Below are 14910 nucleotides of genomic sequence, written 5' to 3'. Positions count from 1 at the left end.
CGCAGCACCTCAATGCACAGCGGACGGCTTGCCGGCCGGGCCTTCGCCCGGAAGCGCGTCGTCATCGTTGGTGGCCTTGTCGGGAGCCGGCGGCGGCGCGGTGGGGATCATGCCGCGTAGGGCATCGAGCGCTCGCTGCGCCTCCTGATAGCCGCAGACGACGAACACCTCCAGAATCCCCGCGTGGCGCAAGGTGGAATCGATGTCGGACGACACGCGCCCGGCCGCCTCCAAACAAGTCGCCCTCAGTTTCATGGGATTCACAGCGATGCCTCCGACGAAATGGCCTGCTTCGAAAAGTACGCTGTTTGTCCTACTCGCACAATAGTCAAGAATAATGCCCGTAAACGTCCATTTGTATGCGCCAACATACTTATTTATATTTAGACATGTTTGGTGCTTGTGTCTTTTTTCGCAAGACCGAGGGAAGCCCTCCGCCTGTGGAGCAGGGGCACAGACCACCCTCGCGCCCCTTGCGAACAACGGCGGACGCGCTCAAATTCAAGGAACACATAGAGAACGCCTCCGACCTTCGGCCGGGGGCGCTCTATCCGCCAAGGGTCGCAGATGAGCCAGGATCACGACTTTACTTTCGAGCTTGGGCCGCTTCCGGCGGAGGATACCGTCAGTCTGGCCGACGCCATGCAGTTTCTGCGATATGGCGGCATCCCGCGCTTTCGCCCGGCGAGCAGCGATCAACCCGCGGCGCACTACGATGGATCCCTCTATCAGGACCAGGATGGGCATTACCGCTTCTACCCGGCCGGCTCTGCCACCGCGGCCAGCAGCCCTCATGTTCTCGACGTTGCCAAGGCCGGCGCCGTGTTCAGCTTTCCTAGGGATGGGGCGGAACGGGCGAGCGATTGGCGCGCCGAAGTCGTCAAGCGTGAGGCCGAGCTGCAATCCTTGCTGAATGAGGCCGCGAGGTCTGGAAAACTCAAGATGTTTGGCACGCGCGTGAGCGGCCCAATGCACCTTGAGCCCAGCCCGAAGCGGCCCAAGGCACCGCCTGAACCAATAGACCGCGAATATTTCCACATTACGCGCGATTTCGACGATGCGTATTGCCGCATTCATTATGTCGATTGCGACGATTATCTTGAAATGGAGCAAGAATTAATTACCGCCGCCGCCGACGATGAACCGGTTTACTCTTTCTCAAACGTGAAGGTGGAGCGGGCCGGTGTTGTGGCGTTGATGGCCGAGATGGCGCCCGAAGTGGCTTGGGAACAGCCGGCGGACCAGCGCGCCGAGGTTGAAGGCGAACCGCTCGCGGGCGAACACGCCGCCGCTCCCGAGGGGATCGAGGCAACAGAGATAGTCGATACCGCCGATGTCGTCGATCCCAGCGTGCCTTCGACGCGGCGCCCGGCAGGTAGGCCAGGTGCGCGAGCGACGGTTCGCGCAGAGATGGAGCGTCGCGCAGCGGCACATGAAATGATAACCAGCCGCCTTATCGATGAGGCCGAGCACCTGTCTAGATGGCTTGAGGAAAAATTCCCCAACGAACCGAATATGCGCATGAAGGCCAAGAGCATTTCCGACATTTTCGGAGGACACGCGGACGGGACAAAGGACCGGGGCCTCTATTTTGAGCTTTGCGATAAATCGGCGGGGCTCATCGCGCGATAAACTATAAATAGGCTACCTATTTATAGTTATTTTTATCGCTTTTTGGCCGGGGCATGCTCGCAGCAGTTTCCACGCGCTCTCGATGCGCACTGCTTTGCGAGGACCGAACATGACCGAGCCCGCCCACGTCGCCCGCGCGGCCTACACCCTCGAAACCTTCTGCACCGTCTTCGGCGTCGGCAGGACGAAGCTGTACGACGAAATCAACGCCGGCCGCCTGAAGGCCGTGCGCGTGGGGCGCCGCGTGCTCATCCGCGCCACCGACGCCGACGCCTGGCTCGCCGCGCTCCCGGCCGTGAACCGGACTTGGGATTATCGCACGAACCCGTAACGCGAAACGCCCCGTGCCGGCGAAGCACGGGGCGTCAAATTTTCGCGTCTGAAACCCTCTCCCGCCAAGGAAAGAACTTCGATGACTCATGTAACGGATAGCTGCGCCGCGCACAAGGCCAGCCCGGCCCCCACCTTCGACTTTCAGCCGCCCACCGCGTCCCCCATGGCGGGCCGCGACCTCGACAAGATCACTCGCCTGCGCGTCCGCCTCCCCGGCCCCGAGGGCGCCGAGGGCGAGACCATCACGGTTCGGGGCCGCACGGCCTGGGCGCTCGCGGCGCTGATCCAGGCGGGTGCCGCCGGATGCACTCCGTTGACGCGGCCGGCGCCGCGGTGGAGCCACTACGTTTTTACCTTGCGCGGCATTGGCGTTCCGGTCGAAACCGTGACGGAGGGCCATGGCGGCCCCTACAGCGGCCATCACGCTCGCTACGTGCTGCGGGCGGCGCTGGAGGTGATCGGCGCCGAGTTCGCCGGGGAGGCCCGCCCGTGAGCCGCCCCCTCACTCACCCGCCTGGGCGCCACCCCGTGTCGCGCCCCGCCCACCTGCCGCCTGCGGTTCATTTGACCACCGTGGATGAATTCTTCGCGCGCTACACTCGCATCGCGAAGAGGGCGCAGGCCACGCACAGCTTGGCGGACGGCATTGCCGCCGGCCGGGCCTGGCGCGATTTTCTCGACGCCTTCACGTCCGAAGGGGACGACGAAGCGGAGGGCGTTGCATGATGAACTACGCCCCCCCGATCCCCGCCGACCTGGCGGACGATGGCCCCCGCATGGTGGAGGCCGAACAAGCGCTCTTGGGCGCCATCTTTTGCAACAATGCCGCGCTCGGCCGCGTTAGCGACGTGATCAGGCCGGCTCACTTCTACGAGCCGATCCACGCCAAGATTTACTCGCTGTGCGAGTCCGCCGTGATGGAAGGGCGCGCGGCGACGCCCATCACGATCAGCGGCAAGTTGTCGGCCGGCATCGACATCGCGGGCCTGACGGGCATTCAGTATTGCGCCCGGCTCATGGCCGAAGCCACCACGGTTGTGATGGCCCGCGACTATGCCGTGTCGGTGCGCGATGCCTGGGCGGCCCGCGAGGTGATCCGCGTCGCCCGCGAGGCCGCCGCCGCCGCGTCGGAGCCGGGCGCCAGCGCTAAGGCCGCCATCGCCGAGGCGGTGGGTGCGCTCGATTCCATCCGGGCCGAGGTGGACGACACGCGTTTGGCGCGCGAGCCGGTGGGCGAGGTGGCGTCGGCGGTCTTGCGCCGACTGGACGCGATCAGGGACGGGACATTTGAGGCGGGCGTCAGCACCGGCCTGCGGGACCTTGATCGCTCCATCGGTGGGCTTCAGCCCGGCCGACTGGTGGTGGTCGCAGGCCGACCCGGCATGGGAAAAAGTCTTGTGGGAGGCAATATCGCCCGCGCGGTGGCTGTTGCTGGGTATGGTTGCGTGTTCCACAGCATGGAAATGGGAAAAGAGGAAATCGGCGCAAGGATTGTTGCGGATCAAGCCTTTACACATGATTCGCCGATCAGCGCAAAGGGCATTTTTGAAGGCGCCTTGCGCCCGCAGCACCGCGAGATGGTGGAGCGGGCCGCCGAGGCTGTGGCGGCGCTGCCGTTGGTTTTCGACACGACCTCAAGCCTGTCAGTGAGCGAGATTGTCGCCCGCGCCCGGCGCACCGCGGACGAGATGAAGGCGCGGGGCCAGCGTCTTCATGTGGTGGTGATTGACTATTTGAAGTTCGTCAAGGCGTCGGAAAGGTATAGGGGCCAGCGCCATTATGAAGTTGGCGAAATTACCGCCGGCTTAAAGTCTCTTGCGAAAGATTTGAACATTTGCATCGTGCTCTTGTGTCAGCTTAACCGGGTGGTGGAGACGCGCGCCGACAAGCGCCCCGAGCTTTCCGACCTGCGCGAGAGCGGCGATATCGAAGCGGATGCAGATATTGTGATCCTTCTGTTTCGGCCGGCTTACTACTTGAAAGACAAAACCGATCCGGAATCGCAAGCACTACTTCTGTCTTGCGAAAATGACCTCGAAATCATCGTCGCCAAATCGCGGATGGGGGCGGTGGGGACCGTCCGCGTCTTTTGCCATCCCGCCGCGTCGGCAATCAGGGACTGGAGCTAACACATGGGCGCCTCTTATTCGGATATGGAATATCCTTCCACCAAGTGGACCACGGACCCGGCTTTGCGCCGGTGCAGCCTGTCGGCGCGCGGTCTGTTCGCTCACGTTCTTGTGCTGGTGCACGGCGACCCCGCGAGCGGATCGCCCGTCTCGGCTGTGCAGTTGGCGGCTGATAGCAGGCTCACCGAGCGCGAGTTCCGGAAGCTTCTCGCCGAGCTTGCGGCCGAGGGCCTCATCAGCCCGGACGGCGAGCGCCTCCACGTCCGGGAGGACTGGTTGTGATGGGCAACAATCCCTGGATCAAGTTCTATCCCCGAGACTGGCGCGGCGATCAGGCTTTGCGAGCCGTGAGCCTGGCGGCGCGTGGTTTCTGGATGGAGTGCCTCTGTGTGATGCACGAGGCGAAGCCGTACGGGCATCTCTTCCTCAACGGCGAGGTTCTAGAAGACGACGTGTTGGCGCGCATGGTCGGGGCGCCGGTGGACGAGGCACGGGCCCTGATGGCCGAGCTTCGGAAAGCCGGAGTCCTGAGCCTGACACGCTCAGGCGTCGTTTTCTCCCGCCGGATGGTGAAGGATCATGCCAAGGCGCAAAAGGGCGCCAAAGCGGCCAATAAGAGGTGGGCACAAGCCTCTGAAATGGAAGAGGAAAGCGCGGCACCTAATAGGCTCCCCAATGGGGACCCTATTACCCAGAAGCCAGAAACCAGAAACCAAAAGAATAATATTCATGCTTTCGAGGCTCCCCGAGAACCCCGGAAGCCGGAGCGTGACGAACTGTTCAACCGCTTCCGTTTGGCCTATCCCAAGCGGGACGGAACCCAAGACTGGCCGAAGGCTGGCGAGGTCTTCGCCCGGCTCCTGAAGAGCGGGACCGATCCGGAGGCCATCATTTCCGGAGCCGAGCGATACCGCGCGGATTGCCGGCGCCGTGGCGTGGAAGGAACCCCGTATGTGAAACAGGCCCGCAGTTGGCTGAACGGCCGGCTGTGGGAGGAATACAGCGGCGCGCCCAGCCCCGAGGCTCCCGCCATCGACTGGCGGGCGCTGGTGGGGCGCTATGCGGGCGGTGGCTCCTGGCCTACCGCCGCCGGCCCGGCGCCCGATTACGGCGGCTGCCGCGCCCCGCCGGACTTGCTCGCCGAGTTCGGCTTCGCCCAGCCGGCCGGCGCTGCCGCCGCGGGGGCCGCGCCGTGACCGCCCCCCATTCCGCAAGGTTCGATGCGGAGCGCTTCCGCAAGGTTGCGGTGCTGATCGAATTGGGCGCGACCGAAGGCGAGCGCAGCGCGGCCCGCGCCCGTGCCGAGGCTATCGCGATGGTCGCCGGCATGACGCTGGACGACGCCTTGGACGGCATGCGCGCCGAGGCTGCCACCGCCCCGCCGCAAGACGATTGGCGCGACGGCTTCCGCGACATGATGCGCGACCTTGAGCGCGAGCGGTGGGATAGGGACGCCCCGGCCCGTGCCGCGGCCCTTCGGGAGTTCGGATCGAGGGAGGCAATGTTTGCCGAGACCGACCGCGAGCGGCTGTTGGCCGACGAATTTGCGAACATCCGGTGGGATCATGCCAACGAGGACGCCCCTCACGCCGCGAGGGAAGCCGCTCGGCGGGCATTCCCCATGCCGGACGACCTCGCGGGCGTCTGTGCGGAATGGCGCGGCTGGCGCACCATCTGGACGCGCCGCCGGCTGTTCGATTCCCGCTATGAATTTCCCCTCGGGGTTTCGGCGCGGTGGGACTGCTTGGAATGGATGCTCGACAACTGGAGCGACCCGTCCTTTGCGGGGATCGAGGCCCGCACCTTGTGGCTGCGCTTTTGGGAGACCGAAGGCGGCGGCAGGGGATGGGGCACGGACAAGGCCCTCGCCGCGCTCTTGCTCGATATCTCGATGATGCAAATGCCCACCGCCAGCGATGACGGCACCGGCAAAAATTGCCACCCATCCACCACCGCCCCCGCCGAGCGCAGGACCAACGCGCAGAAGCGGGCCGAGGTGCTCGCGATGCTGACGGCGCACCCCGAGCTTAGCGACGGGGAGATTTCCCGGCGCTGCGGCGTCTCGCGCCAGAACGTATCCAACCATAGGAAGGCAATCGGCCGAGAAAGGACGAGGTCGTAGGGGGAGGAGCATTTCGGCGGTGGATTGCCAGTCAAAGCCTCACAGCTTCGGTTGCGCCGGGAACCAGACCCGCGCAGGTTGTCCGAATTCCATTCGCACTAGGTGCCGCTATGACCCAGGATGAACTGATTCGCCTAGTTCAGGATCTTCGAATTCGCGTGAACCAGCAGAGCGCGCAGATCGCCGCATTTGAGGCGCTGGTATCCTCTCAGGAGATCGAACCGAGCGTCTTCCTCGCAGCTCGTGCCCACTTGAAGCACTGGAAGTTCACCGACGTCATCCCCGCCCCCAAGGGCTTCCCGCGGGAAGCAACGGACGACATGTTTCCTGTCACCTACCTGAACCGCATTGAGGAGGCAGTGACGGGCAAGCCCGTCGAATGATCGCGGGAAGCCCGCAGAAATTCTGCGAAAACAGGTGCTGGCTTGGATCACGCTGACTTTTCAGACCCGCATCGCGATGCCGTCGCCGGGACGCCAAACGTTTGCGGCGAGGGCTAACCTCCAGATGTCGGTGGACAAAACCTACCGACATTCTAGTTGACCGGCCTAGTTTACCGGCGCGCCCCTCGCTCCCGGTCGAAAACTCGACCGTTGGATTTCAAGGATTTGTCGGACATCGGACCCCGCACGTACGATGATCCATGGCGGGAGAGTTGCGCCGCACGGCGCGGCGCATCAACTATGGTGGAGATTCCCACGGTTGCCTAAGGCGGATGGCTTACGGCAGAGCGGCTTGCGCTTCACCGTGAAGCGCAAGGGGCCATTCTGCAATGCAGGGGCACCTCGGAATTTCGGAGGAGGCTGCTGGCACATGGCCCCATCATGACCATCTGGCGCGGGCCGATGCCTGGCACAAGGACGCTGTGGAGCTACAACGCCGCGCCTATGCAGGACGTGATCATCGAATGGGCCGCGCGGGTTAGATGGATCGAACGCGCCGGCTAATCATCTCCCGGCCGGGACAGATCAGAAAAATGAGTCTGGGCACCCCCGTTGATGCACCGTGGAAAAGGATGGCTCATCGATGTTTACGATAGCGTCTCTCTTCTTTGCCAGCCTAATAGCTTGGTGGGCCGGCCGGATGAATGAGAAAGACCGCGAGAGCTACGACAATAATCCTGACATATACCGCATTCAACTCCATATGCGCCAAGACTTGAAGCTCATTGCCGCTCTGCTTTTCGGGGTGATAATCATGTTAGGGGTCGTTGCAGATCGCGTCCGCTGAACACCCGCCGGTCCATGATCGAGATGTGAGGGAGCGATGAGAACAATCTTCGTCATACTCGTCGCGCTGCTGTGCCTGCTGCTTGGCGTTGACATCGCTCTGCGAGCGAAGGAGCTCCCCAATGGATGGCCTCCCGCGGACGTTGTGACCGTCGTGCTCAGCGCCCTGAGCGCCATGCTCGCGATTGTCACGATTTTCCTCGGTATTGCCGCGATTCTGGGCTATTTTCATATTCGTGAATTGTCGGTGCAAACAGCATCTGCCGTGGCGAAGAAAACGGCGGAAGAGGTCGCTACCCGAGCGACCAGAGTGTTGAGCGACCAGGAGGAAGGCCAGGGAGGCGGAGATGAATATGCACAAAGCGCCGTCGCCCAATCAGAGGTTCGACCCCCTGGCTCCGGCGGTTGAGATCATCAGCGCCTTCCAGAAGACCGCGCCGATTGACGTGGACGCTATCGCTGCCGCGCTTGGCATCGAGGTCGTGATCGATGACCGATTGCCGGATGATATTTCCGGGAAGATCGAGCGGGTTGGCTTCTTTGGAGACCGATATCGGATCACCGTCAACGGGCGTCATGCTCGGACGCGCCAGAGATTTACGATAGCCCATGAACTGGCTCATTTTGCTCTTCACCGCAGCCTCATTGGCGACGGGATCGTGGATGACGCGATGTATCGCAGTCCTCGGGGTGACGACGTTGAACGGCAGGCCAATAGCTATGCCGCGACGATCCTAATGCCGGCGCCTCTGGTGCGGACCTATTATCGTGGCGGCATGAAGGACTTTGCGTCGATGGCACGCACATTCGATGTGTCTCCAGATATGGCGAGAATCCGCATGCGAGAGCTTCGCTTAGGATAACCTTTTGTCCCCATGAAACGATCTAGCCCGCCTTAACCGGCGGGCATTTTGTGCTCGCCAGATCATCTGAACGGATCGCCACTCGCCGCGCGGCACGGCGAGATGCCGCCACCATGGCGCCCAAGAGGCCCGGAGGATCAAACCCGATGAAGCGCCGGGTGTGGCTTGCATCAGCTGGCACCCTCGCGCGTTACCTGCTGAAACCGCCCTGAAACCTGCCGCCTGAAACCTGCGCTCCCGAGCCAATGCACCAACGCTGCACGGCACGGCTCCGGCACGTGCGGGGATGGCTAATATTGCCGCCTAAGCTGGGCCGAACTGAACCCGGCGCCATCTGCCTACCAGTCGGCGCGGCGGAAGGAGATCTACGAGGCGCTGCATCCGGAGGCTACCGGGCTATGGCACGGCTTCCACAGGTTGCATTCCTCCTGCCTTAGCGTTACGCCCAATCTGGGGGCAAGAGGAGTGATCGGCTGGGGATTCGCAACAAAATGGATTTCAAGTCTGCCGCCGTTCGAGACTGGATGAGCGTCACCTGCTACGAGCGGTTCTGCGCTTCGGTGCCTGACATTTTGGTCGGCCAATGGCCGGCGTCTTTCGACAGGGGCAGGGACCAGCCCTGGAAGCTCTGGATCGTCGATAGCGATGCCGAACGGAGGGCGTTGGATCACGCGCTCGGCCAGCCAGTCCCGTTTCGCAAGGGTTGGCCGGATTTTCGGGCAGGACCGGACTTCGTCAACTCGGGGCCGAGCCGCGGGATTGCCTTTGTCGCACTCTACCAGCCGCCGGCATCGGGCTTGCCCTGGATCACCCTTCGCTCCATGCCGGGAAGCCCGATCGGCTATCGCAATCGCTACGTCTGGGCATGCGACGAGACGCTCGCCGACGCCACCGCCCATTTTCGGAGCTTCTCGGAAGCCGATCCGAAAGCCGCGCGTTTCCTTCCGGCGGGTGGGCCTGCCCGCGACGGCGCGTCCACGGGCTGACCCAGCAAACCGGAGACGCAGAGTCAGGCCCCATGCCAGAGATGGAGAGCCGGACGACAGGCGGGGGACCGCCGCCCGGCTCTCCGCTTGTCCGCTCGGGGGCGCGGCGCGGACAAGAACTAGCGTAGCACACGGGTTGCGTCGGCCATCTGACCGGTCGGCGCGCGCCACAGAAGGGCCCGTTCGTTCTTGGCGAGGCCGGCCTTTCGAGCCTCGGCGAGCACTTCTTCGCCTGCGCTGGCGATTTCCATGTCGCGACGGAGGCGCATGCGCTTCGCCTCGTCAGTATCGCCTGGAACTGGCAATTCCCGCGCGGCCAGTCTGATGCCGCCCTCGTGGCGATGCCCACGACCATCTGCCCGCTTGCTTTTTTCATTTGGGTCAACTTGACCCGTTTGAAGATCCTCCTCCTCCCGGAGCCGTATCCACTCCGCCTCGTGCAAGGCGCGCTGGGCGCGGTCCAGATCATTGCGATGCAGGTTCTCGCTGATCTCCCACATGCGCGTTCTGGGGGAGCCACCTTGCGGAAGTGCCTATGCTTTCACTTGTCGTCTTAATGCCCGAAAATCCGGCGTGATAGGAAGCGACCATAGAGGCAGAGCCCGCGACCGACAGCATTAACTCCTTTTAGGGGATGCAAGAACCCCTCCCGGGAAGGTCTCCCCTAAAGCCGAAGCGCTTTCGCTACCGACGGCGCTTTGGCGACCTGGTAGGACGCGCTCGGTGGGGCTGCCGAGGTGCCCCACCATCCGCCCGCACCTCTAGTCTCATGCAATCAGGATCGAGACATTCCCAGAAATCGCCGTAGGGTTCGGGGCCGGCGGTTCTGGACACCGCCCGCATGCCGCCGCCACAAACTGGGCAATGTCGCGTAAACTGCATCGCCCATGCTTTCGACAAGCTCGGTGCGGGGTCTCGACTGAGATCCGGCGGCGCCAAGGCTACTCTATCCTCAGCTTCTTCCACGGTCCGACGAGCGGAGTTCGCAGGGAGACGGGCCGTGGAGCGGAGCCAAGCTGCAATGCCACCCGAGACCGTGCCCACCAAAAGGGCCAGCCATGGCGCTGAGGAGGGGCGGACGCCGCCGTGATGTGAGCATGCGCCTTGCATACCAATGGATGAGGAATACCACCCGTCGCGGCAACGGGCCGGTCCCTCGATGCGCGATATCGTACCCCATGAGACAACGAAGGCCAGAATGCCAACGAGCCAAGGCGAAGCCCGCATTTTATCCCCATCAACCGATCAGAAGCTCCAGGATGAGCCGGGAGACCCTGGCCTTCGAAGGCGGACGGCACGCCGGTGTGCGTGATGATCATGCGGCCGTCGGCACCCCGGCGATACCGGAATAACGCGCCAGGCGCGCGCCAAGCTCTGTTGCTCGCGCGCCACGCTCACGCCTGAGTTGCTTAACCAATCGTTAACGTGCCTCGACAGCCGGCTGCATATCCCAGAGGATGCCCGAAAAGGTAGAGGGGGCGGGGATGCGCAGCGGGGCATTGCGCGTCGGAGCAGCCGCGGCCGCGGCGTTGGTGCTGGCCGGATGCGTCACGACGGAAGTCGCACGGTTTCAGCCGAAGGGCCAGCAAGAGGCTATTGTGCGGGACGGGCAGCCGGCCCTCGTTTCGAAGCGAACGAAGACGGTCGCGCTCATTCGGCCCGCCTCCCGCGGCTTGCAGCCCGGCGCCCGGCCGGTCTACGTGGTCGGCGTTCTCAACGCGACCGGAACCCCGATCACGCTTCGAGCCTCGGACATCACGGTCGAGCAGCTGATCGACGGGGAGCCAGCTCATTCGCTGAAGGTCTACTCGTACGAGGATCTCGTGCGGGAGGAACAGACGCGCCAGGTGGTTGCGGCAATCCTGGTGGGCGTCGCTGCAGGCGCCAATGCGGCCGCCGCCTCCAGGTCCGGCTATTACACGAACACATCGCAAGTCTACTCGCGCTACGGCACCGCGACGGTCGTCACCAGCGGCTACAGCCCCACGGCGAACGCCATCGCCCAGGCCAATGCCTCCTACCAGAATGCGCAGATGATCGACGCCGCGGTGGCGCGGGGCCAGGCCAACCTGGCGAACCTCGAAAGGGACGTCATCAAGGACAACACGATGATGCCGGGGGAGTGGTATGGAGGCCAAGTCGTATTCGACCCGCCGCAGACCACGACGGGAAACCAGAAGGCCTATCGCATCACGATCAACGTGGGAGGCGAGCGCCACGAAGTCGACGTGTCCCAAGAGGCCCCCGCCCGGACCTGATCGGGCGCTGCCCTGGTCGTTGCCGGACGCGCCCAGGTGGCAGCGCTTGGCCGTCTGGAGCGGCATCTTAGGCCTTTCTGCCGTGCTGGCCGCGCTGCCCCTGGCAGGCCCCGTGCTTCGCCTGCTGCGCCAGCTGGCGCGACCCTAGGCGGTCATCGTGCAACGCCGGCGCATCCAGGTCGTTTTCGGATTGGCGGCGCTGATCGTGCTCGGGATGCTTTCGGGCAGGAAGGAAACGCCTGCGCCCCCGGCCCCGTCGGAACCGCCGGCGCGCGTCGCCCTGGTCTCTCCAGCGATCCCGTCCGTCCAAGCGCCTGCTCAGGCCGCGCCGCCCGTCCTGCGCCCGCCTTCCGCCGCCCCGGTGCGCTTGCGGGTCACAGGGACGGGCGTCGCGCTGCGCGGGGAGCCTTCTCGCGATGGCGCGATCCTGGATCGACTCTCACGGCCCCTGGTCGTCGAGGCTCTGGAGAGCGCAGGGGAGTGGGTGAAGGTTCAGCATCCTCTGACGGCTGTGGAAGGCTGGGTATTCGCGAAGCTGCTCGAGGCCGAGGGAGACGCGCCGCGGCCGGAGCAAAAGCCGCGGCCAGTGCCGCAGGTCCAACCGCCCAGCGTTCCCGCCCTGTCCGCCGCGATGATCGCTCAGCGCCTAGTGGCCGAGTCGCGGGCAGCCTATCCCGGCTCGTGCGCATGTCCCTACGACGTTGATCGCGGCGGGCGGCGCTGTGGTGCTCGGAGCGCCTATTCGAAGCCGGGTGGCTATGCGCCCATCTGCTACGAAAGCGATGTGACCGCAGCCATGTTGAAGCGCTATCGAGGACAGCCTTAGGATGGAAGTTGCCCTATGCGCACTGCAGGCGATGGTCGCTTCTGGACCGCCAACCGCGGCAATACCCCTGCACTCGCGGAAATGCAGGCGTCACTTGAGGCGCCGCACTTCCCGAAGGGCCTCTTGGCAGGCCTTCTCAATCTTTCTTTCGCGATGAAGCAGGCATGGCCGAAGAGCGTCAGCTTGTGGCCGCTGCGGCGATCCCGGCCGAGGTGCGGCCCGCGCGCATCGCCACCCTGCGGGCCGAGCGGGCGGGCCTGTGCTTCTATGAGAGCAACAGGCGGATGGACCAAGCTGCCGCCGAAATCGCGGTCGAGCTGCGGGTGCTGGAGGCGGTGGCCTAGCGCCCATCCCCTGGCGCCGGGGCGTATGGCGCCGCCGCGCGCCATAGCGCCTCGAATTCCGCTTGGAAGCGCTCCACCGCCTGGGCGTCGCGGATCACGACAAGGTCATTGTTCTGCCGCTTGAGGGCGCTGGGGCTGAAATTCGCCGAGCCCGTGCGCAGCGTGCTCCCATCCACTGCATAGCTCTTCAGGTGCATCAACGCGCCCTTGGCCTTCTGGCGAATCTGGGCGCCGAGCGGCGCGAGCTTGTCGGCGGCATGCTTGATCGAAGGATCGAGCACCACGCGCACGCGCACACCCCGGCCGGCGGCCATGACGAGTTCCTCGGCCACGGGCCAATCCGTCACCACGTAACCCGCGAAGTCGATAGAGACGCGCGCCGAGCGCAACAGGCCAAGGTCTATGTGCTCAAGGTTTTCGCCTGGGCTGTAGTGGATCGAGGCCGATTGCGCCTCGGCAGGCATGGGCACCACCGCGAGCGACAAGCCGAGCACGAGCACGGTCTTCATCGTTGGGAATGGCATGAGATGCCTCCTCAAATTCACAGAGCAGACCCGGTTAAGAGAAAGATGCAATGATTACCATCGGAGAGTTTGAAGCGACGCCAAATGAGGCTAGGCGGTCTCTCCTTCTTGGGTCGGCAAAAGTCCCTTCCATTCTCCACAAACGCACTCCTTGCAGCCGCCGGTCAGCCTGATACGGTTGCACAATGTTGGTGGCACTCCCAATGTTCGCAAGCTGACTCATTCCGAGGAGCAGATGACACGCTTAGCTTGGTTATGCGCCGCGATATTGACGGTCTCAGCAATTGAGCTGCGCGCGGCGCACGCGGAAAGCGTCAACATCGGCCAGATTGCGGGATGGAATACCCAGATTTGGTATGATAATGACACCAAGCGGCTTGGCCATTGTTCTGGAGAGGCCAGGTATAAAAGCGGCCTAACACTTTCATTCCTTCTTAATACGGACTATGTTTGGGCCATCATTTTTCGCAATGGTCACCTCTCTACGCGCGACAATGCTAGATATGATGTAGCGTTTCAGGTGGACGACTGGCCGTACGTGACATTCGACGGAATCGGTGTTCTTAGTTCGTCTGTCATAGTTCCTATCCGGAATCGCCCCGATCTATTTCAGCAAATTCGTCGCGGAAATATATTGCATGCTAGAATACAGGGTGTAATTGTCCACTTTCAATTAGATGGTACTTCGCAATTATTGTCAGGTTTAGCTAGATGTATCGAACTTGCCCCCAAAATTTACTCTCCACGGATTGCTTTCAATCCGAACGCCACTACGCCTGAATCAAACGTAAGCACGAAACCGGGAAAAGACAGCAGGCCTAAGAGCGCGTCCACTGGATCGGGATTCTACGTCGCCTCCGATGGGACAGGAATTACTAACGCACATGTTCTAGATGGGTGCTCTAGTGCCACTATTTCAGATATAGGGCCAGTGCGTATTCTGGCGCGCGACAATGCCAACGACCTTGCTCTTGTAAAGCCGAATGTCCCCTCCATTACAGCTTTTGCCAAACTGCGTTCGTCACCCGTGCAGCTAGGTGAGAGCGTTTTTGCTCTTGGATTTCCATTGGTCGGAGTTGTAGATAACGGACTGAATTTTACCAGCGGGTCAGTGAGTTCATTGGCGGGAATTGGGGCTGATACTCGACTTATGCAGTTTACTGCACCAATTCAGCCCGGCAATTCCGGGGGACCCATAGTCGACAACTCTGGGTCCGTAGTGGGAGTAACGCAGTCGAAACTTGCGGAGATTGCGGCGTTGAAAACGAGCGGGTCGCTGCCGCAGAACGTAAATTTTGGGATCAAGGCGCCGGTAATTTCAGGGTTTTTGAGCGCAAATGGAGTCAAGCCGACGCATTCGAATGAAGAAAAACCAATGTCTCCTACCGATGTTGCGGCTATTGGAAAAGGCTACACGTTCCAGATCAAATGTGTTTCGAATGCTGATTGATGGAGTTACGTCATTTCTACCCGAGTCGGGCTCAGCGCTTGCTTCGGCTTGAGCATCGCCCTCGTGGGGTTGCTCGCTGCTTTTGCCAGCCGCTGGAGCGGATCTTGGGTAAGGGTTCCCTGCCGGAGGTGAATCACAGATCGCTCTCAAGTCTTTTTCCGCGCAGCATCACCCCTGGCTGTCCGTGGTTCAGGAACTCGATGCCGGCGGCCTC

Annotated in this window: 20 protein-coding genes; 16 read left to right on the top strand and 4 right to left on the bottom strand. The window is 62.8% G+C overall.

Features of this window, described 5'->3' with window-relative positions; genetic code table 11:
- Positions 1–9 precede the first annotated feature (9 nt).
- Complete coding sequence (locus ABLE88_RS09605; RefSeq protein WP_348831315.1) at positions 10–216, bottom strand: hypothetical protein; 207 nt, start codon at positions 214–216, stop codon at positions 10–12.
- 351 nt (positions 217–567) lie between these two features.
- On the opposite strand from ABLE88_RS09605, the gene ABLE88_RS09600 reads away from it, so the two are divergent.
- From ABLE88_RS09600 to ABLE88_RS09545, 12 genes are all read left to right on the top strand, one after another.
- Positions 568–1632, top strand: a complete 1065-nt coding sequence (locus ABLE88_RS09600) for a hypothetical protein (protein ID WP_348831314.1) — start codon at positions 568–570, stop codon at positions 1630–1632.
- 109 nt (positions 1633–1741) lie between these two features.
- Entirely contained in the window at positions 1742–1963 is a 222-nt protein-coding gene (locus ABLE88_RS09595; protein ID WP_348831313.1) for a helix-turn-helix domain-containing protein, read from the top strand.
- A gap of 81 nt (positions 1964–2044) precedes the next feature.
- The gene (locus tag ABLE88_RS09590; protein ID WP_510182878.1) at positions 2045–2458 is read left to right on the top strand and encodes a winged helix domain-containing protein; all 414 of its coding nucleotides are present in this window, start codon (positions 2045–2047) and stop codon (positions 2456–2458) included.
- 35 nt (positions 2459–2493) lie between these two features.
- A complete protein-coding gene (locus tag ABLE88_RS09585) occupies positions 2494–2691 on the top strand; it encodes a hypothetical protein (RefSeq protein WP_348831312.1) in 198 nt (65 codons plus the stop codon).
- The gene (locus ABLE88_RS09580; protein ID WP_348831311.1) at positions 2688–4094 is read left to right on the top strand and encodes a replicative DNA helicase; all 1407 of its coding nucleotides are present in this window, start codon (positions 2688–2690) and stop codon (positions 4092–4094) included. Before ABLE88_RS09585 ends, ABLE88_RS09580 begins: the two co-directional genes overlap by 4 nt.
- Positions 4095–4097: 3 nt before the next feature.
- Positions 4098–4376 carry a hypothetical protein gene (locus tag ABLE88_RS09575; RefSeq protein WP_348831310.1) on the top strand — a complete coding sequence of 93 codons (279 nt, stop codon included), beginning with the start codon at positions 4098–4100 and terminating at the stop codon, positions 4374–4376.
- The gene (locus tag ABLE88_RS09570) at positions 4376–5290 is read left to right on the top strand and encodes a hypothetical protein (protein ID WP_348831309.1); all 915 of its coding nucleotides are present in this window, start codon (positions 4376–4378) and stop codon (positions 5288–5290) included. Before ABLE88_RS09575 ends, ABLE88_RS09570 begins: the two co-directional genes overlap by 1 nt.
- A complete protein-coding gene (locus ABLE88_RS09565; protein ID WP_348831308.1) occupies positions 5287–6216 on the top strand; it encodes a hypothetical protein in 930 nt (309 codons plus the stop codon). Before ABLE88_RS09570 ends, ABLE88_RS09565 begins: the two co-directional genes overlap by 4 nt.
- Before the next feature lie 110 nt (positions 6217–6326).
- A complete protein-coding gene (locus ABLE88_RS09560; RefSeq protein ID WP_348831307.1) occupies positions 6327–6599 on the top strand; it encodes a hypothetical protein in 273 nt (90 codons plus the stop codon).
- An 883-nt stretch (positions 6600–7482) separates the two neighbouring features.
- Complete coding sequence (locus ABLE88_RS09555) at positions 7483–7854, top strand: hypothetical protein (RefSeq protein ID WP_348831306.1); 372 nt, start codon at positions 7483–7485, stop codon at positions 7852–7854.
- Positions 7793–8308 (top strand): ImmA/IrrE family metallo-endopeptidase, encoded by a 516-nt coding sequence (locus ABLE88_RS09550; RefSeq protein WP_348831305.1) that lies wholly within the window; start codon positions 7793–7795, stop codon positions 8306–8308. The genes ABLE88_RS09555 and ABLE88_RS09550 overlap by 62 nt, the downstream gene beginning before the upstream one ends.
- Before the next feature lie 491 nt (positions 8309–8799).
- On the top strand, positions 8800–9294 hold the full coding sequence (locus tag ABLE88_RS09545) for a hypothetical protein (protein WP_348831304.1): 495 nt from the start codon (positions 8800–8802) through the stop codon (positions 9292–9294).
- A 119-nt stretch (positions 9295–9413) separates the two neighbouring features.
- Here the strand turns inward: ABLE88_RS09545 and ABLE88_RS09540 are convergent, their stop codons facing one another.
- A complete protein-coding gene (locus tag ABLE88_RS09540) occupies positions 9414–9794 on the bottom strand; it encodes a hypothetical protein (RefSeq protein WP_348831303.1) in 381 nt (126 codons plus the stop codon).
- 184 nt (positions 9795–9978) lie between these two features.
- The gene (locus ABLE88_RS23815) at positions 9979–10521 is read right to left on the bottom strand and encodes a DUF3761 domain-containing protein (RefSeq protein ID WP_510182877.1); all 543 of its coding nucleotides are present in this window, start codon (positions 10519–10521) and stop codon (positions 9979–9981) included.
- Positions 10522–10778: 257 nt separating this feature from the next.
- On the opposite strand from ABLE88_RS23815, the gene ABLE88_RS09535 reads away from it, so the two are divergent.
- From ABLE88_RS09535 to ABLE88_RS09525, 3 genes are all read left to right on the top strand, one after another.
- Positions 10779–11552: a hypothetical protein gene (locus ABLE88_RS09535; RefSeq protein ID WP_348831302.1), complete on the top strand. Its 774-nt coding sequence runs from the start codon at positions 10779–10781 to the stop codon at positions 11550–11552.
- A 157-nt stretch (positions 11553–11709) separates the two neighbouring features.
- A complete protein-coding gene (locus tag ABLE88_RS09530) occupies positions 11710–12378 on the top strand; it encodes an SH3 domain-containing protein (protein ID WP_348831301.1) in 669 nt (222 codons plus the stop codon).
- 164 nt (positions 12379–12542) lie between these two features.
- Entirely contained in the window at positions 12543–12722 is a 180-nt protein-coding gene (locus ABLE88_RS09525) for a hypothetical protein (protein WP_348831299.1), read from the top strand.
- On the opposite strand, the gene ABLE88_RS09520 is transcribed toward ABLE88_RS09525, so the two are convergent.
- Entirely contained in the window at positions 12719–13231 is a 513-nt protein-coding gene (locus tag ABLE88_RS09520; RefSeq protein WP_348831298.1) for a phospholipase D-like domain-containing protein, read from the bottom strand. The two genes, ABLE88_RS09525 and ABLE88_RS09520, sit on opposite strands and share 4 nt — an antisense overlap.
- Before the next feature lie 250 nt (positions 13232–13481).
- On the opposite strand from ABLE88_RS09520, the gene ABLE88_RS09515 reads away from it, so the two are divergent.
- The gene (locus ABLE88_RS09515) at positions 13482–14696 is read left to right on the top strand and encodes a S1 family peptidase (protein WP_348831297.1); all 1215 of its coding nucleotides are present in this window, start codon (positions 13482–13484) and stop codon (positions 14694–14696) included.
- The last annotated feature ends 214 nt before the right edge of the window (positions 14697–14910 follow it).

This window comes from Xanthobacter luteus, from assembly GCF_040049235.1.
Lineage (GTDB): Bacteria > Pseudomonadota > Alphaproteobacteria > Rhizobiales > Xanthobacteraceae > Xanthobacter.
Note: the sequence above shows the minus strand (reverse complement) of the source record. Positions and strands in the feature narration are given on the sequence as shown.

Coding starts and splice junctions, on each gene's coding strand:
- ABLE88_RS09600 (WP_348831314.1), top strand. CDS start 568: ATGAGCCAGGATCACGACTTTACTTTCGAGCTTGGGCCGCTTCCGGCG.
- ABLE88_RS09595 (WP_348831313.1), top strand. CDS start 1,742: ATGACCGAGCCCGCCCACGTCGCCCGCGCGGCCTACACCCTCGAAACC.
- ABLE88_RS09590 (WP_510182878.1), top strand. CDS start 2,045: ATGACTCATGTAACGGATAGCTGCGCCGCGCACAAGGCCAGCCCGGCC.
- ABLE88_RS09580 (WP_348831311.1), top strand. CDS start 2,688: ATGATGAACTACGCCCCCCCGATCCCCGCCGACCTGGCGGACGATGGC.
- ABLE88_RS09575 (WP_348831310.1), top strand. CDS start 4,098: ATGGGCGCCTCTTATTCGGATATGGAATATCCTTCCACCAAGTGGACC.
- ABLE88_RS09570 (WP_348831309.1), top strand. CDS start 4,376: ATGGGCAACAATCCCTGGATCAAGTTCTATCCCCGAGACTGGCGCGGC.
- ABLE88_RS09560 (WP_348831307.1), top strand. CDS start 6,327: ATGACCCAGGATGAACTGATTCGCCTAGTTCAGGATCTTCGAATTCGC.
- ABLE88_RS09555 (WP_348831306.1), top strand. CDS start 7,483: ATGAGAACAATCTTCGTCATACTCGTCGCGCTGCTGTGCCTGCTGCTT.
- ABLE88_RS09550 (WP_348831305.1), top strand. CDS start 7,793: ATGAATATGCACAAAGCGCCGTCGCCCAATCAGAGGTTCGACCCCCTG.
- ABLE88_RS09545 (WP_348831304.1), top strand. CDS start 8,800: ATGGATTTCAAGTCTGCCGCCGTTCGAGACTGGATGAGCGTCACCTGC.
- ABLE88_RS09540 (WP_348831303.1), bottom strand. CDS start 9,794: ATGTGGGAGATCAGCGAGAACCTGCATCGCAATGATCTGGACCGCGCC.
- ABLE88_RS23815 (WP_510182877.1), bottom strand. CDS start 10,521: ATGCGGGCTTCGCCTTGGCTCGTTGGCATTCTGGCCTTCGTTGTCTCA.
- ABLE88_RS09535 (WP_348831302.1), top strand. CDS start 10,779: ATGCGCAGCGGGGCATTGCGCGTCGGAGCAGCCGCGGCCGCGGCGTTG.
- ABLE88_RS09525 (WP_348831299.1), top strand. CDS start 12,543: ATGGCCGAAGAGCGTCAGCTTGTGGCCGCTGCGGCGATCCCGGCCGAG.
- ABLE88_RS09520 (WP_348831298.1), bottom strand. CDS start 13,231: ATGAAGACCGTGCTCGTGCTCGGCTTGTCGCTCGCGGTGGTGCCCATG.
- ABLE88_RS09515 (WP_348831297.1), top strand. CDS start 13,482: ATGACACGCTTAGCTTGGTTATGCGCCGCGATATTGACGGTCTCAGCA.